This is a genomic window from Streptomyces sp. NPDC005374 (genome assembly GCF_042872225.1).
GTDB lineage: Bacteria > Actinomycetota > Actinomycetes > Streptomycetales > Streptomycetaceae > Streptomyces.
In genome coordinates this window covers 215,003-228,743 of the sequence record NZ_JBIAKA010000018.1, presented here as the reverse complement: position 1 = coordinate 228,743, position 13,741 = coordinate 215,003, and the positions used below count along the sequence as shown (strand labels likewise).

19 protein-coding genes are annotated in these 13,741 nt (G+C 69.7%); 9 read left to right on the top strand and 10 right to left on the bottom strand.

Annotation, left to right across the window (positions count from 1 at the left end):
• Window positions 1-33 precede the first annotated feature (33 nt).
• The 3 genes from ACFYRX_RS37120 to ACFYRX_RS37110 are packed head-to-tail and all read right to left on the bottom strand — an operon-like array spanning window position 34 to window position 1,675.
• Complete coding sequence (locus ACFYRX_RS37120) at window positions 34-885, bottom strand: helix-turn-helix domain-containing protein (protein WP_389109797.1); 852 nt, start codon at window positions 883-885, stop codon at window positions 34-36.
• Window positions 886-909: 24 nt separating this feature from the next.
• Window positions 910-1,443, bottom strand: a complete 534-nt coding sequence (locus tag ACFYRX_RS37115; RefSeq protein WP_389109794.1) for a DUF6879 family protein — start codon at window positions 1,441-1,443, stop codon at window positions 910-912.
• Window positions 1,418-1,675: a hypothetical protein gene (locus ACFYRX_RS37110; RefSeq protein WP_389109792.1), complete on the bottom strand. Its 258-nt coding sequence runs from the start codon at window positions 1,673-1,675 to the stop codon at window positions 1,418-1,420. Before ACFYRX_RS37110 ends, ACFYRX_RS37115 begins: the two co-directional genes overlap by 26 nt.
• Before the next feature lie 267 nt (window positions 1,676-1,942).
• On the opposite strand from ACFYRX_RS37110, the gene ACFYRX_RS37105 reads away from it, so the two are divergent.
• The 3 genes from ACFYRX_RS37105 to ACFYRX_RS37095 are packed head-to-tail and all read left to right on the top strand — an operon-like array spanning window position 1,943 to window position 4,297.
• Window positions 1,943-2,158, top strand: a complete 216-nt coding sequence (locus tag ACFYRX_RS37105; protein WP_389109790.1) for a hypothetical protein — start codon at window positions 1,943-1,945, stop codon at window positions 2,156-2,158.
• Window positions 2,155-3,105 (top strand): ATP-grasp ribosomal peptide maturase, encoded by a 951-nt coding sequence (gene tgmB, locus ACFYRX_RS37100; protein ID WP_389109787.1) that lies wholly within the window; start codon window positions 2,155-2,157, stop codon window positions 3,103-3,105. The genes ACFYRX_RS37105 and tgmB overlap by 4 nt, the downstream gene beginning before the upstream one ends.
• Window positions 3,092-4,297, top strand: coding sequence for a methyltransferase (locus ACFYRX_RS37095; RefSeq protein WP_389109784.1), 1,206 nt, complete (start codon window positions 3,092-3,094; stop codon window positions 4,295-4,297). The genes tgmB and ACFYRX_RS37095 overlap by 14 nt, the downstream gene beginning before the upstream one ends.
• 63 nt (window positions 4,298-4,360) lie before the next feature.
• Here ACFYRX_RS37095 and ACFYRX_RS37090 read toward each other — a convergent pair whose 3' ends face one another.
• The gene (locus ACFYRX_RS37090) at window positions 4,361-4,510 is read right to left on the bottom strand and encodes a hypothetical protein (protein WP_389109782.1); all 150 of its coding nucleotides are present in this window, start codon (window positions 4,508-4,510) and stop codon (window positions 4,361-4,363) included.
• A gap of 68 nt (window positions 4,511-4,578) precedes the next feature.
• Window positions 4,579-5,457, bottom strand: coding sequence for an alpha/beta fold hydrolase (locus ACFYRX_RS37085; protein ID WP_389109780.1), 879 nt, complete (start codon window positions 5,455-5,457; stop codon window positions 4,579-4,581).
• Between the two features lie 345 nt (window positions 5,458-5,802).
• On the opposite strand from ACFYRX_RS37085, the gene ACFYRX_RS37080 reads away from it, so the two are divergent.
• Window positions 5,803-6,105, top strand: a complete 303-nt coding sequence (locus ACFYRX_RS37080) for a zinc-ribbon domain-containing protein (RefSeq protein WP_389109777.1) — start codon at window positions 5,803-5,805, stop codon at window positions 6,103-6,105.
• A 48-nt stretch (window positions 6,106-6,153) separates the two neighbouring features.
• On the opposite strand, the gene ACFYRX_RS37075 is transcribed toward ACFYRX_RS37080, so the two are convergent.
• Window positions 6,154-6,951 (bottom strand): SAM-dependent methyltransferase, encoded by a 798-nt coding sequence (locus ACFYRX_RS37075; protein WP_389109774.1) that lies wholly within the window; start codon window positions 6,949-6,951, stop codon window positions 6,154-6,156.
• Between the two features lie 115 nt (window positions 6,952-7,066).
• Complete coding sequence (locus tag ACFYRX_RS37070; RefSeq protein WP_389109772.1) at window positions 7,067-8,977, bottom strand: sigma-70 family RNA polymerase sigma factor; 1,911 nt, start codon at window positions 8,975-8,977, stop codon at window positions 7,067-7,069.
• Between the two features lie 243 nt (window positions 8,978-9,220).
• Here ACFYRX_RS37070 and ACFYRX_RS37065 point away from each other — a divergent pair, with 243 nt between their 5' ends.
• The 4 genes from ACFYRX_RS37065 (at window position 9,221) to ACFYRX_RS37050 (ending at window position 11,893) form a co-directional block, all read left to right on the top strand.
• Window positions 9,221-9,637, top strand: coding sequence for an SsgA family sporulation/cell division regulator (locus tag ACFYRX_RS37065; RefSeq protein ID WP_389109769.1), 417 nt, complete (start codon window positions 9,221-9,223; stop codon window positions 9,635-9,637).
• An 89-nt stretch (window positions 9,638-9,726) separates the two neighbouring features.
• Window positions 9,727-10,626, top strand: a complete 900-nt coding sequence (locus tag ACFYRX_RS37060; protein ID WP_389109767.1) for an aminoglycoside phosphotransferase family protein — start codon at window positions 9,727-9,729, stop codon at window positions 10,624-10,626.
• A 242-nt stretch (window positions 10,627-10,868) separates the two neighbouring features.
• Window positions 10,869-11,462, top strand: a complete 594-nt coding sequence (locus ACFYRX_RS37055) for a DinB family protein (protein ID WP_389109765.1) — start codon at window positions 10,869-10,871, stop codon at window positions 11,460-11,462.
• Window positions 11,463-11,512: 50 nt separating this feature from the next.
• On the top strand, window positions 11,513-11,893 hold the full coding sequence (locus tag ACFYRX_RS37050; RefSeq protein WP_389109762.1) for a hypothetical protein: 381 nt from the start codon (window positions 11,513-11,515) through the stop codon (window positions 11,891-11,893).
• A 16-nt stretch (window positions 11,894-11,909) separates the two neighbouring features.
• Here ACFYRX_RS37050 and ACFYRX_RS37045 read toward each other — a convergent pair whose 3' ends face one another.
• Complete coding sequence (locus ACFYRX_RS37045; protein ID WP_389109758.1) at window positions 11,910-12,323, bottom strand: DUF2267 domain-containing protein; 414 nt, start codon at window positions 12,321-12,323, stop codon at window positions 11,910-11,912.
• Window positions 12,324-12,437: 114 nt separating this feature from the next.
• Entirely contained in the window at window positions 12,438-12,863 is a 426-nt protein-coding gene (locus ACFYRX_RS37040) for an Hsp20/alpha crystallin family protein (RefSeq protein WP_389109755.1), read from the bottom strand.
• A 160-nt stretch (window positions 12,864-13,023) separates the two neighbouring features.
• Here ACFYRX_RS37040 and ACFYRX_RS37035 point away from each other — a divergent pair, with 160 nt between their 5' ends.
• Window positions 13,024-13,326, top strand: coding sequence for a hypothetical protein (locus ACFYRX_RS37035; RefSeq protein WP_389109753.1), 303 nt, complete (start codon window positions 13,024-13,026; stop codon window positions 13,324-13,326).
• 11 nt (window positions 13,327-13,337) lie between these two features.
• Here ACFYRX_RS37035 and ACFYRX_RS37030 read toward each other — a convergent pair whose 3' ends face one another.
• Window positions 13,338-13,715 (bottom strand): VOC family protein, encoded by a 378-nt coding sequence (locus ACFYRX_RS37030; RefSeq protein WP_389109749.1) that lies wholly within the window; start codon window positions 13,713-13,715, stop codon window positions 13,338-13,340.
• Window positions 13,716-13,741: the final 26 nt, after the last annotated feature.

The following is a 13,741-nucleotide window of genomic DNA, read 5'->3' as shown; positions in this document are numbered from 1 at the left end:
GACTCCTCCTCCGCACAAACCGACTCGTCGCCGTCAGTGCAACGCCTCAATGGCCCTGAGAATCAAAGCTCGCGCCTCAGCACCGTAGACAGCCATGCTCCGCAGCTGCTCAAAAGCCTTGATGTACAGGGCGATCTCCGACGGCTGGGTGATGTTCACCTCGGCGGTGATCAGTTCGATGGACACGAGCGTGTCGTCGTGTACGTCGAACGTCTCCTGGGGCCAGAGCGTCCGCTCGGAGGTCGCCATCGGGATGATGCCGAAGGAGACCGCGGGGAGGGCTCCGGCTGTGAGGAGATAGCCCAACTGCGCGGCCATGGCCTCTGAATCGCCGAGTTGGTAGTAGAGCACGGCTTCCTCGATGACCATCAAGAAGCGGTGGCCGGCCTCGTGGATGACGTGCGAGCGTTGGAGACGTGCCTCCGCGGCCTGGACCGCGTCGTCGGGGGCACCGAGGAAGCGGGCGTTGGTACTCAGAAGTGCTCGCGCGTATCCCTCCGTCTGTAGGAGCCCTGGCACCAGGACCGGGGAGTAGACACGCAGCAATCCCGTCGACCGGTACAGCTCCACGTAGCTGTCCTGCAGCTTCTTCAGCCCGGTCCGTACGCGCTGTCGCCACTCGCGGTAGAGGGATTCCGCGTGTTGGGAGGATGCGATCAGATCGGGGGCCTGGTCGGCTGTGCCCGTCGCACCGCACCACAAGCGGATGTCCGTGGGCGATGGCGGAGTTCGGGCGTTCTCGATCCGTGAGGTCTTGGCGTGGTGCCATCCGCATTGAGAGGCCAGCTCGGTGACCGTCAGGCCGGCGTTTCTCCTCAGGTCGCGCAACTGCCTGGCCACCCTTTCTCGGGCGTCCTGGACTGAGGAAGAGGGGGATATGGGCATGAGCTTGGCCAGTAATGCTTTCCGTCAGTGGATCTCGTACTCGTCGTGTGGGGCGGCACGTTCCCAGACAGCCTCGAACGCAACCGAGCACTGTTTGATGAGCTCCGGCTCGGTCCGCAGTTCCATGGGCGGATCGGCCCACTCCCCAGTTCCGCTGAAGTGGTTGAAGAGGACCTGCGTCCCGTCGAAGATCCACAGGTCGACGCCCGGCAACAGCAGGTCGACCGCTCGTCGGCGGGGCAGCCACCGCACCTGCTCTCCGGCGGCGACGTTGACGACGGCTCCGGCATGCTCGTACCGGATGTAGTCGGTGACGGGTTCGGACACGATGCGAGCACGCCGTACGACAACCCCGCGGGCGGTCGCCCGAGTGATCATGTCGACCCAGGGTGCCCAGTACTCCGAGGCCGGATCGCTGTCTCGCTTCCCGGTACGCAGCCAGGTGTCAAAGTCGTCGGCCTCGTCGCCCACGGCGTACTGGTCCCGCATTTCGAGGTGTACGGCCGAGCGTTGCGCGGCTTCCATGAGCTCGTCAAAGCTGGGCACGTTCTGCGGCATCGCAGGCCTCCCTCAGGATCGGTACGAGGCGTGCGGGGACGCGGATCACCGTCTCATGGTCAGGGATGCCCTTGGCGTGCCCCGGGGCGGTGTTCTCCACGCACTGGGCACGCGTCGCGTCATCCGCGGTGTAGCTCTGAATCACGATGTCCCCGCTGTCCGGATCGACCCATGCCGTGGGCGATCCGTTCTTGCCTGTGTCGGGGTCGATGCCAATGAAGCGTAACCGCACAACTGCCTCCCGCTACCCGTGCGTTGATGTGCACCAAGCTCGCTCCGAATTGATGCGGAGTCAAGAGCGCACGGATGCATCAGCACTCATGGACTGACTGTGCGCACATCAGTGCACATCGCTGGTGACGAAGCCTGCCGTGTCCCTAGCGTTGCGACTACCTGGTCCGCAGCGAGCGCGCCCCGAAGGGCCGCGTGGCTGTCGCTGCCCGGGACCAGATGCGAGCGGGGCAGGCCCCGCAAATCCCGCCCACGGAGAGAGGCCACCATGACGACCGTAGCCCCAGAGACAACACCATTCGCCATGCGGTTCGCCGCCTACCAGACCAGCCATGCGGCGGACACGAACGGCGTGACCTACGATCCGTCGTTGCAGATCGCCTTGACGGCGGCCGGTAACCCCTGGGCCGACCTCGTGGCCGGCGACACGAGCAGCAACACCAACAGCGACAGCCAGAACGACGAGGGAACGGATCTCTGGTGACCGCTGTCGCCGACGGGACGGTGCTGGTACTCACGAACCGGTTCGACGCGACCGCGGATTCGGTAGTGGCGCGGTTGAACGACCGTGGGGTGCCGGTCTTCCGCTGTGACACGGCGGAGTTCCCTCAGGAACTCACGCTGTCCGCCACGCTTGAAGGTGGTTGGAGCGGCAGTCTCGACAACGGGCTCCGGCGGCTCGACCTCTCCGCCGTGAGAGCGGTCTACTACCGCAGGCCCGAGGAGTTCCGGCTTCCCGACGAAATGTCCGCGGCTGAGCGGCAGTTCGCGGCGGCTCAGTCCCGGGCGGGTTTCCTCGGGGTCGTCGCTTCCCTTCCCTGCTTGTGGATCAACCATCCCGCGCGGGAGCAGCAGACGAACTACAAGCCGTGGCAGCTCAGGGCCGCCGAGGAGCTCGGGCTCAATCCGCCCCGCTCGATCGTCACCAACGACCCGGTAGCCGCCGGCAAGTTCGCCGCCGATGTCGGCACCCCCGTCATCACGAAGTCTCTGGGATCTCCGGTGGACACGGTGGTCGTCGAACCCGCCGAGTTCGACGACTCGGTCCGCCTCTGCGCTCATCTCTTCCAGGAGTGGGTGGACAAGGCGCACGAGGTACGGCTGACAGTGGTCAACTCACGCTTCTTCGCGGTGGAGATCCACGCCGGGTCGGACGCGGCTCGGGTCGACTGGAGGACCGACTACGGCAGCCTCACCTACCGCCCGACAGTTGTTCCAGAAGCCCTGCGCTTGCGGGTGAAGGCCTTCATGCGCCAATTCCAGCTCGCCTTCGGCGCGTTCGACTTCATCGTCACACCCGAGGGCGCGTGGCGGTTCCTGGAGGTGAACGCCAACGGTCAGTGGCACTGGATCGAGCAGGAGACAGGTATGCCCATCGCCCGCAGCATCGCCGAACTACTCGAGAAGGGCGCAACGAATGGCAGCCGGTGAGTCGCCCGTACTGAGGGCGCTCCGCAGTCAGCTCGTCAGCGAGTTGGAAGCTGACGCGACGTTGTACTCCCCCGAGTGGCGCAGGGCCGTCGAGGCAGTTCCCCGTCATGTGTTCCTGCCCGAGTTCTTCCGGGATGCTCCGGGCACCGACGGGGTGACCGAGTACACGTGGGTCAGCCGGGATCGCGACCCGGACGAGTGGCTGCGCCTCTGCTACGAGAACAAGACGTGGGTGACGCAGCTCGACCAGGGGGCCACGACCTCAACCGGTTCTCCGGTGAGAGGCGTCCCCACCAGCTCCTCCACGCTGCCCGGCTCGGTCGTGCGCATGCTCGAAGACCTCGATGTCGGGGACGGAATGTCGGTCTTCCAGGCGGGCGGCGGCTCGGACTACTCGACCGCCCTTCTCTGCGAGCGACTTGGGGACAGCCTGGTAACCCGTGCCGAGTACGACCCCGCCTTGTCGGACCTCGGTCGCGAGCGGCTCGCCTCCCTCGGCCACCGTCCCCGGGCCGTGACGGGCGACGCCGCTGCAGGGTGTCCCGACGGGGCTCCGTACGACCGGGTCATCGCCACGTACTCACCCACGCACATTCCAGCGGCCTGGCTGGAACAGTCGGCCCCCCGCGGAGTCGTCCTCGCGTCGCTCGTCGGCAGTCTCGGCGCCTACGGCTATGCCAGGGTGCGCGTGGAGTCGCCAGAGCTGGCGCGGGGGCGGTTCATCGACAGCACCGTTTCCTTCATGCCGGACAGGGACACGTCCACGCCCGAAGTGGGGCCGTTGCTTCGGCCGGCGGTCGACGAACGGCAGGGAGCGGAGGGGGTGCTGTCGAACATCTCCCCCGCCATGCTGTCGGTGCCGTCCCTGATGTGGGCGGTTCAGCTCCGGCTGGCGGGGACGCTGACCGTCGGGCTCAGCCTCAATGGCGTGCCGGGTCGCTGGTTCCTGCACCCCGACGGTTCCTGGGCAGCACTGGAACCCAGCCTTGGGGGCACCGCGCACGTCTTCCAAGGCGGCCCACGAAATCTCTGGTTCGTCATCGAAGCGGCCGTCTCGGAGTGGTTCGGTGCCGGGTGCCCGGAACTCGGGCGATACGGGCTCACGGTGACGCCCGACGAGAATGCGGTGTGGCTCGACCATCCGTCCCGCAGAATCGGCACGCTTGAGCCGGGGCTCCCTGGGAGGACGTGAAGGCCGCTTGCGGACCGGCAAGGTGGGCAGGGTCTGCCCACCTTGTTGACAGGCCCCCTACGGTCAGCGGCGGCCGCCGCGGAGCTTGCCCAGCAGGCTCTTGGCCTGGGCGCGGCGGCGGGGGTCGGCGGCGGCGCGGCGGGCCTGTTCGGCCGTACGGCGGCCCTGGGGGCTCCTTGCGAACTGCTTGATGCGTTCCATCATGCGGGGCATGGCGGCTCTCCTTCCCTCGGTTCCGGCGAGTGCCCTTCCTTGTGCTCGACTACCCGCTGGGGGACGGCTCAGCCCTGCAAGCCCGTTGGATGCGGTGATGAGGCGGCGGTGTGTTCCAGGAACGCCGTGATGGCGGTGACGAATCGGTCGGCGTCGTCGAGCCAGGGGTGGTGTCCGGCGTCGGGCTGGATGACGAGTTCGGCGCTGGGGAAGAGGTTCGCGAACTCGGCCATGGTGTGGGGAGGGGCTTGCAGGTCGAGCTCGCCGGCCAGAAGGAGGACCGGCGGGGTGAACCGGGCGAGTGCGGTGCGTGTGGTGGCCGGGTCGAAGGCGCCTTCGGCGCCGAAGGCAGCGACGATCTCCGGGTTCATCCGCTCGTCCCCGGCGACCTGGTGTTCCTGGGCCGCCTTGTCCCAGCGGCCGTAGGAGAACGGGGCGACGGCCTGCCAGCTGTCGGCGGTGGCCCTGCCTGCCACGATCGCCTCCAGGGCGGCGAACGCGTCCGGGAACCACGGTTCGCCACGGCGCAGTTGCGCGGTCTCGAGCCGGAGGTCCCCCGTGATCGTGAGGCCTACGGCCCTGACGCTCGGTGTGATCAGCGCGAGCTTGCGGACGTTCTCCGGGTGACGGCTCACATAGAGCGCGGCCAGGTTGGCGCCGGCGCAATGCGCGAGCAGGTCCATCCGGTCGAGGCGCAGGTGTTCGCGCAGGGCCTCCACGTCGTCGACGAGTCGGTCGCAGCGGTAGGAGGTGGTGTCCTGCGGTGTGGAGGACCGGCCCGTGCCGCGGAGGTCCAGCCTGATCAACTGCCGGTGTGCGGAAAGGCCGCCAAGGTCGCCAAGGTATGCGGAATCCGTCGGGCCTCCGGGCAGGCAGACCAGCGGTGGGCCGTCTCCGGAGACGTGGTAGGCGAGTTCGGTTCCGTCATACGCGGCGAAGGTAGGCATGGCCGAGACCCTGTCAACGGTGTCGGGGCCGAGCAACCGGGTTTTCCTGACGTGCTCGCAGTGCCGTACCGCCGCCCTGGGCGCCGAGCAGTCACTGGCCACCCCGGTGACCGGATCGTCGGCCCAGGAGGAGTCCTGGGTCGTACGTCGGCGACGCCTGGCTGCCGGCCCGTCGCCGACGGGTCGTACACCCTCAGCCGTTTCGGGGATCAATACGGTCGACTGCGGCTGAACCGCCTTCGGGACCATCGTGTACTGCTGCCGTAACTGCCCGGGCGGCGAGCGGTGGGGCCCCTGCTGCGGGGATACTGCCGCTCAAGCACTGATCTGGAAGGCGACAACACCATGTTCATCCTCTTCGGCACCAAGAGTTACCTGTACCAGCTCGCGATACTCACGCTGGTGTGTGGGCAATGCGGGAATCCGGCCGCGCACACCCTGCGCAAGCGGGTCACGAAGTTCACGCTGTTCTTCGTGCCGCTGTTCCCGATCTCCACCAAGTACGTGTCGCAGTGCACGTTCTGCGGCGCGGAGACGAAGGTGAGCTCGCAGGAGGCCGAGCAGCTGCAGACGCAGGCCTCGGCCGCCGGCGGGACCGGGGGTCAGGTGTACGGCGGACAGGCCCCGCAGCAGCCGCATCAGCACTGAGAGCCCGTGGGCCCCGGCCCTGGCCCTTGCCCTGGCGGAACCCGGGTCTCAGCCGAGCTTGCGGGCCACCCCGCCGTAGAAGCCGATCTCCTCTGAGCGGGGCGGCGGGGTCGTGTCCGGGCGCCAGAACGGGACCTGGGCCACGCCCGGGTCGATGAGCTCGAAGCCGTCGAAGAGGCGCTCGATCTCGGCACGGGTACGGAGGTTCATGGTGGCGGTCGCCTTGGCGTAGACCGCCGCCGCGTCGCCGCGTTCCGCGAAGTCGCCCGTGGCGTGGGAGAGGATCAGGTGGCTGCCGGGGGCGAGGGCGTCGCGCAGGGTCGCGATGATCTCCTCCGGCTTGTCCGCCTCCGTGAGGAAGTGGACCACCGCGACCAGGAGCAGGGCCACCGGCTCGTCGAAGTCGATCACCCTGCGGACGTCGGGGTCGTCCAGGATCGCCCGCGGGTCGCGCAGGTCGGCCAGTGCGATGCCGGTCGTGCCGTTCGCGCTGAGCAGGGCGCCGGCGTGGGTGTTCACGATCGGGTCGTTGTCGACGTACGCCACCCGGATGTCCGGCGCCACCTCCAGAGCCGTCTCGTGGACGTTCGGTGAGGTGGGCAGGCCGGTGCCGATGTCCAGGATCTGGCGGACGCCGCTGCCGACGACGTGGCGGACGGCCCGGTTGAGGAAGGCCCGGTTGGCCCTTACACCGATCCGCGCCTCCGGGGCCGCCGCGACGAGCCGCTCACCGGCCTCACGGTCGACCTCGTAGTTGTCCTTGCCGCCCAGCAGGTAGTCGTAGATCCGTGCGGGGTGCGGCTTGCTGGTGTCGATCTCCTCGGCACGGAAGCCGTTCTCTCTCACGGTGCGCTCCTCTCGACTCGGCCGCAGACACCCGACCGGCGGCGGCCCGGCTCGCGTCAGCCTTCCATACGCCGGTTCAACTCCCTTGCGGGTGCGGGATGTTTGGGTGGTGGGGCTAGTCGGTGGGGTGGGGTCCGCAGCCGCCGCCGGTGGCTGGAGGAGGGGTTGGAGGGGTCGGAGGAGCCGCCGGGGTGGGGTCGGTCGACGGTTCCGAGGGCGTGGGGGGCTCTGGAGTGGGTGGGGGCACGGGCGGGTCCGACGGGGACTCCGGAGCAGTCGGAGATACCGGCGGGTCCGAGGGAACCTCCGGGGCGGCCGGGGACGTCGGCGGGTCCGAGGGAGTCTCCGGAGCCGCAGGGGAGACCGGCGGGTCCGACGGGGGCTCCGGGGCGGCCGGGGGCTCCGACGGCTCCGACGGTTCAGGTGACTCCGGGGCCGGTGACGGTGACGGTTCCGAGTACGTCGGGGGTTCCGGCGTCTCCCCGGCGGGGTCGGGATCCGCGGGCGTCGGGGTGGCCGGCGTCGGCTCCGGTACGGGCGTCCCGTCCCCCGGGGTGACGGGTTCCGTGGGCTTGGGCTTGGGCTCGGGGGACACCGGGTCGGGTTCCGGCTCCGGCGTCTGTTCCGTCGGAGGCGTCGGCGCCTCTCCCCCGGGCGTGGGTCCTACCGGGCTCGGGCTCGGACCCGGGTCCGGCGCTCCCGGCGCGGGCTCGCCCGGCGGAGGCGGATCATCCACCGTGCCCCCGCCGCCCGAACCGCCATCGGAGCCCCCGGAGTTCCCAGAGTTCCCGGAATCCCCTGGACCCCCGGAACCCCCGTCCCCCTGAACGTCCGCGACCAGTTGGACGTCGCTCACATCCGCACCGCCCCCGGCCACGACCGCCCCGGTGTCGTCGTCGCGGGTCCGATCCCGTTCGCCGGCCGGAGGGTTCGTGCCGGGCTGCTCCCCCGCCGTTCCCGTCGACGGTCCCGCCGCCGGCGCCTGTGCGACCGGCGCCCTGCCCGGCACGGTCGCCGTCGCGGGGGACTCGTTCACTCCGAGGGCGATCACGATCGCGACGGCCGCCGCGGCCGCCGTGCCCGAGGCGAGCACTGCCTTGGTCTTCGGGCCCGCCGCACGTGCCGTACGGAGAAGACCGTGCGCGCCACCGGAGCCGAACACCCCACCGGACCCCAGGGATCCCGCGGATCCCGCGGACCCCGCAGCCCCCACGGACCCCGCGGTCAGCGACGCCAGGAACTTCCCCGTGCCGCCACCGCCCACCACGAAGACCAGCAGCGCGGGACCGACCAGCGCGGGCAGCCTGTTGTTGGCGCGGATCAGGACGGCGAGGCGCCCTCGGCACCCGTCGCAGGTGTCGACGTGGGCGAGGAGGCGTTCGGACTGGCGTGGGGTCGCGTTGCCGCGGACGTAGGCCGGCATGCGGACCCAGTGGACCTCGCAGGCGGGATCGTCGGGGGCCTCGGTCTGGGAGCGCAGGAACGCCTGGCGCATGCCCTCGCGGGCGCGGTGCAGCAGTACGGCCGTGGCGCCCTGCTTGGCGCCGATCTGCCGGCCGACCGACTCCAGCGGCTGGCCCTCGGCGTCGGCGAGCCACAGGGCCTGCACCCAGCGTTCGGGGAGTTCGCCGAGGACGCGTACCAACAGGTCGGTGGAGGAGACCTGTTCGGCCGGGTCCGCCGGGTCGTCCGCGTGCCGGACGGGCGAGCCGAAGGCCTGCTCCGGTACCTGCGGGTCCCGCGGGGTCTCGTGCGTGGCGCTCGCGACGGAGGACGCGAGGTGGCGCACGGTCGTCATGAGGTACGCCGGGACGTTGTCGATCTCGTGCCCCGCGGACAGCCGGCGCCACACGCGGAAGTGCGCCTCGGAGACGAGGTCCTCGGCCGCCCAGGTGTTGCGGGTGAGCGAGCGTGCGTACGCGACGAGGCGCGGTTGTTCCTCCTCGTAGATCCGCACGTACGCGGCGGTGGCGGAGGGGGACGCGGGGGACGTCTGGGCGGGCACTCTGGCCGGTTGGTCGGTCATGCAGGAACGCTCCGGATCCCGGCGGTCGGGGGATGCAAGGGTTTGTCAGCGTAGATGACAAAACTTTCAATCATTCAGTTCCGAGAGTGATTCAGATCACATAATTCGACTTCGATCCCGGCGTAATAAGGGGGCACTGCGGTGAGTCGACAGAGAAACCGGTCGGCGGCGAAACCGACTCACCTCTCACGTCTCCCCCTTCACATCCCACGTCTCATCACTCACGCGAAACGGGATCACCTCATGCGCCACGCCACCCTCGAACAGACCGTCCGCGCCCGCCTGATCACCGCCGACCATCCGGAACTCCCGGTGCGCCCCACCCTGCGCTACAGCTCCGCCGACCCCTTCGCCGTACGCATCGACTTCCCCGCGCAGGTCTCGGCCGACGGCGAGGGCGTCTCGTGGATGTTCGGGAGAGCGCTGCTGGAGGAGGGGCTCGGAACACCGGCCGGGGAGGGGGACGTTCGGATACGGCCCTACGGCTGGGCCCGGACCGTCATCGAGTTCCACTCCCCCGTGGGCCTCGCCGTGATCCGCTTCGGCACGGCAGCCCTGCGCCGCTTCCTGCTGCGCTCCTACGACGTCGTCGAGCCGGGCGCCGAGGACCTGGGCCCGCATCTCGACCACGGGCTCGCCGCGCTGCTCGACGAGGTGTGAGACGGCGTTCTCGACAGGGGCGTGCGCCGGGGATCCGGATCCCCGAAGAGCGAGACCGACTCCGTCCGCCTCAAGTACCGTAACTCCGCATGATCGAATCCGAGATGGAGATCAGCGAGGATCTGGTCCGCGAACTGCTGCGGGAACAGCATCCCGACCTGGCCGAGTTGCCCATCCGCGAGGTGGCGGGTGGCTGGGGCAACCAGATGTGGCGCCTCGGGGACGACCTGGCCGTCCGGATGCAGCGGATGGACACGCGCCCCGATCCACAGCTCAAGGAACGCCGCTGGCTGCCGACCCTGGCCTCGCGCCTGCCGCTTCCGATCCCGACACCGGTGCGGAACGGCGCACCGTCCGAGCGCTTCCCCAAGCTCTGGACCGTCATGACATGGGTGGAAGGCACGCCGCTGGACCACGGCTCGATCACCCGCGGCGACCACGCGGCCGACCAACTGGCGGCCTTCCTCAAGGCACTTCACACGGAGGCGCCCGCCGACGCGCCGAACGCCTTGGACCGCGGCGGTCACCCCAAGGAATCCACCGACGGCTTCGAGAACTTCCTGCGGGCCGTGGACCTCGGCCACTTCGCCGAGGACGACATCCGGGCCGTGTGGGACGACGCGGTCGCGGCTCCCGAGTGGGAGGGCCCGCGGATGTGGGTGCACGGCGACCTGCATCCCGCGAACGTCGTCGTCGCGGACGGCACGCTGGCGGGCGTCGTCGACTTCGGTGACGTCTTCGCCGGCGATCCGGCGTGGGACCTCGCGGCCGCCTGGGTGCTGCTCCCCGCGGGCGGCGCGTCCCGGTTCTTCAACAGCTATGCGCAGGCGGATGAGGCGGCGATCCGACGGGCGCGTGGGCTGGCCGCGGTGAAGAGCCTGTTCCTGCTCCTGATGGGCCAGAACGGGGACCGCGGCCTGCCCGGCGGCAAGCCGAACTGGGGTCCTGCGGGCCGGTCGGCACTCGAGCGTGTCCTGAAGGGTCTTTGACCGCAGTGGCGTAGTAACGCAGTGACGCAGTGACGAAGGCGTCGATCGGCGGGGGCCTTCCTGGCCGCCGTGCACTCGCCGACGAGGCCGGGGCACTCCCGACCGCCGGAACCGGCGCCGTTCGCACCAGGTCGCCCTCCGCCGGCCGCCGGCCTCTGTGCAGGACGCCTGCCCGCATCAGGGCTCGACTCCCGGAAAATCCACGCGACCGCTGTCGGCAGGTGATGCGAGACTCGGCCCCCATGACATCCAATGACCCCAAGGAAGACCTGCACCGCTACCTCAAAGCGGCCCGCGAAGCCGTCGTCTGGAAGCTGGACGGACTGTCCGAGTACGACATCCGCCGCCCTCTGACGCCGACCGGCACCAACCTCCTGGGCCTCGTCAAGCACCTCGCCAGCGTCGAACTCGGTTACTTCGGCCCGACCTTCGACCGCCCCCACACCGAGTCCCTGCCCTGGCACGAAGAGGGGTCCGAGCCCAACGCGGACATGTGGGCACCCGCCGACGAGTCGCGCGAGGACGTCCTCGGCCTCTACCACCGTGCCTGGGCTCACGCCGACGCGACGATCGAGGCGCTGCCGCTCGACGCGATGGGCCATGTCGAGTGGTGGGGCGACAACGGCCACGTGACGCTTCAGCGGATCATGCTGCACATGACGGCCGAGACGAACCGGCACGCCGGACACGCCGACATCGTCCGCGAGCTGATCGACGGCAAGGTCGGCATGCGGGAGACCAACGGCAACATGGACGGCGGCGACGAGTCCTGGTACCGGGAGTACTGGAACAGGCTGGAGGCGTCCGCCAAGGAAGCCCAGGCCGAGCTGAGTTGAGCCGAGTTGAGCCGAGCTCGTTCGGCGCAGTGAGCAGTCAGGGGGCCGGGATGTCGTTGTCGAGTCGGCGTCTGCGCGGGATCGCCGTGCTGGCGGGGACCGTGGCGATCGCCGTGTACACATGGGGGTTGCTCCATCTGGCAGGCGCGGTCCTGGAGGCGGAGGACGGCGGAACGAACTCCGCCCCGATCCCGCCGTGCCGTGGGAACGAGCAGGCCGTCCATGTCATCGACTACTCGGTGAGCTTCCTCCCCCTCTCCTTCGACTGCGAGATGACGGACGGTGGCAGCTACGCCTCCGGGACGATCCCCGCGTACGTCAATCCCGTCGCCCTGGGCCTCGCCCTCACCGCCGCGATCTGTGCCGTCTCCGCCGCGTACGTGACGGAGCTGCGACTGCGGGCCGAGGCACGGAAGGGCGAAGCCCGGTAGGCGTGGAGGGCAGGCCTCAAGCGGTCAGGGCCAGCTCCGCCTTGCCGAACAACAGGGCGTAACCGGAGGGGAGTTGGCCGATCACCCGGTCGACGAGCTCGTCGCCGACCAGCTTCGGCAGGACGCCCAGCACCGAGCTGACGTCCCAGCGGGCCGTCGCCGGGGTCGCGCCATCGATGTGGGAGGCCACCGAGTCCACGAACTCCGGTGCCGTCAAAGCCCTGTTGAGCGGGGCCCGGGAGGCGAGGATGCGTGCCGCCTCCTCGGGCAGGGCACGGGCGAGGTCGACGCGTTCCTCGCCGGTGACGTGGCCGCCGAGGGCGGACAGGACGACACGGGTGACGTGTTCCGCCTCCGCCCGCGCCGCGTACTGCCCGGCGTCCCGCACCGCCTCGACGAGGCCGGTCCAGTCGGATGGGTTCGCGCTCATGTACAGCTCTCCTGGGGGTCGTTGCGCCAGGCGCCCCACGGACCGACATGCCGCTCATGCCGCTCATGCCAGGTCATGCCGGTCCGCAGGACACCACCGTCTGCTGCGTGAGGTTCAGCCGCTGATCTGCCGACGGCCGCTGCCGCCGCCCGTGATGTGGATCCGGCGGGGCTTGGCCTGCTCGGCCACGGGGATCCGCAGGGTCAGCACACCGGCGTCGTACGAGGCGTCGATGCGCTCCGCGTCGAGGGTGTCGCCGAGGAAGAGCTGACGGGTGAAGGAGCCCGTGGGTCGCTCGGCGGCGATCATCTCCGCGTCCTCGGGGGCGGGGTTGCGGCGCTCGGCGCGGACGTTCAGGACGTTGCGTTCGACGTCCAGGTCGATCGACTCGGGGTCGATGCCGGGGAGGTCGAAGTGGACGACGAAGTCGTCCCCCGACCGGTACGCGTCCATCGCCATCGCGCTGGGGCGGGCGGTGGAGCCGAACACCTGCTGCGCGAGCCGGTCGAACTCGCGGAAGGGGTCGGTACGCATGAGCATCACGATCCATCTCCTCTCCACAGACTCTGGGAGCGATGCCCTACGCCTTCTTATATAGCTCGGAGAGAGGAAACTTGACAAGCCTGGGCTCAGGTTCGAATGTCCGTGCCCGGCCGGAGTTAGCCTCGGAAGGCATCGACGTGATCATCAGGAGGCAGATATGGCCAGGGTTCCCAGTGCGGTGATCGCCGCGGGCGGGCTCGTCGGCGGGTACGGCGTGGCCCGCTGGACGAAGAAACGGCAGCTCGGCGGGGTGGTACTGGCCGTCGCCGGGGCCACGGCGGCGCGCCAGTGGCGGGAGCGGGCCGGCGGCAAGGCCGCCGGGGCACTGACGGCCGCGTATGTCGCCGGCTTCGCCGGGTCGCACCCGCTGGCCAAGAAGGTGGGCGCGTGGCCCGCCGTGTTCGGGGTGGCGGGCGCGGTGGCGCTGGCGTCCTGGGCGGTGGCGGACCGGAACGCCTGAGGAGCACCGGACTACCTCTCCCTCGGCCCCCCGGCCCGGTGGGCCAGCACATTCACCACCCGGCCGTTCGGATCGCGCACGAAGAAGCGCCGTACGCCCCACTCCTCGTCCCGCAGCTCCCGTACGACCTCGGCGCCCGACGCCACGACCTGGGCGTACACGGCGTCGACGTCCTCGACCTCCACGCTCAGGTCGGGGACGACGGGAGCGGTGCGCTCCTCGGTGAGGAAGCTGATCTGGGCGGTCGGGTTGGCGGGCGACGCCATCGTCACGACCCACCCCATGTCCATGACCTCTTCGAAGCCGAGAAGGCCGTAGAAGTCGCGGTTGGCCGTCATGGCCTCGCCGGACTCGACATGGACGTCGGGCATGACCCTGCGGATGCTCATGGGCACGGCTCCTTCCACTCACCGGC

What these genes read in the sequence shown, in the direction of transcription:
- ACFYRX_RS37045 (WP_389109758.1), bottom strand. Translation starts at nt 12,323, where the DNA reads ATGAGCGCGAACCCATCCGACTGGACCGGCCTCGTCGAGGCGGTGCGG.
- ACFYRX_RS37085 (WP_389109780.1), bottom strand. Translation starts at nt 5,457, where the DNA reads ATGCCTACCTTCGCCGCGTATGACGGAACCGAACTCGCCTACCACGTC.
- ACFYRX_RS37050 (WP_389109762.1), top strand. Translation starts at nt 11,513, where the DNA reads ATGTCGTTGTCGAGTCGGCGTCTGCGCGGGATCGCCGTGCTGGCGGGG.
- ACFYRX_RS37070 (WP_389109772.1), bottom strand. Translation starts at nt 8,977, where the DNA reads ATGACCGACCAACCGGCCAGAGTGCCCGCCCAGACGTCCCCCGCGTCC.
- ACFYRX_RS37065 (WP_389109769.1), top strand. Translation starts at nt 9,221, where the DNA reads ATGCGCCACGCCACCCTCGAACAGACCGTCCGCGCCCGCCTGATCACC.
- ACFYRX_RS37040 (WP_389109755.1), bottom strand. Translation starts at nt 12,863, where the DNA reads ATGCTCATGCGTACCGACCCCTTCCGCGAGTTCGACCGGCTCGCGCAG.
- ACFYRX_RS37030 (WP_389109749.1), bottom strand. Translation starts at nt 13,715, where the DNA reads ATGAGCATCCGCAGGGTCATGCCCGACGTCCATGTCGAGTCCGGCGAG.
- ACFYRX_RS37120 (WP_389109797.1), bottom strand. Translation starts at nt 885, where the DNA reads ATGCCCATATCCCCCTCTTCCTCAGTCCAGGACGCCCGAGAAAGGGTG.
- ACFYRX_RS37105 (WP_389109790.1), top strand. Translation starts at nt 1,943, where the DNA reads ATGACGACCGTAGCCCCAGAGACAACACCATTCGCCATGCGGTTCGCC.
- ACFYRX_RS37035 (WP_389109753.1), top strand. Translation starts at nt 13,024, where the DNA reads ATGGCCAGGGTTCCCAGTGCGGTGATCGCCGCGGGCGGGCTCGTCGGC.
- ACFYRX_RS37115 (WP_389109794.1), bottom strand. Translation starts at nt 1,443, where the DNA reads ATGCCGCAGAACGTGCCCAGCTTTGACGAGCTCATGGAAGCCGCGCAA.
- ACFYRX_RS37080 (WP_389109777.1), top strand. Translation starts at nt 5,803, where the DNA reads ATGTTCATCCTCTTCGGCACCAAGAGTTACCTGTACCAGCTCGCGATA.
- ACFYRX_RS37090 (WP_389109782.1), bottom strand. Translation starts at nt 4,510, where the DNA reads ATGCCCCGCATGATGGAACGCATCAAGCAGTTCGCAAGGAGCCCCCAG.
- ACFYRX_RS37060 (WP_389109767.1), top strand. Translation starts at nt 9,727, where the DNA reads ATGATCGAATCCGAGATGGAGATCAGCGAGGATCTGGTCCGCGAACTG.
- ACFYRX_RS37055 (WP_389109765.1), top strand. Translation starts at nt 10,869, where the DNA reads ATGACATCCAATGACCCCAAGGAAGACCTGCACCGCTACCTCAAAGCG.
- ACFYRX_RS37095 (WP_389109784.1), top strand. Translation starts at nt 3,092, where the DNA reads ATGGCAGCCGGTGAGTCGCCCGTACTGAGGGCGCTCCGCAGTCAGCTC.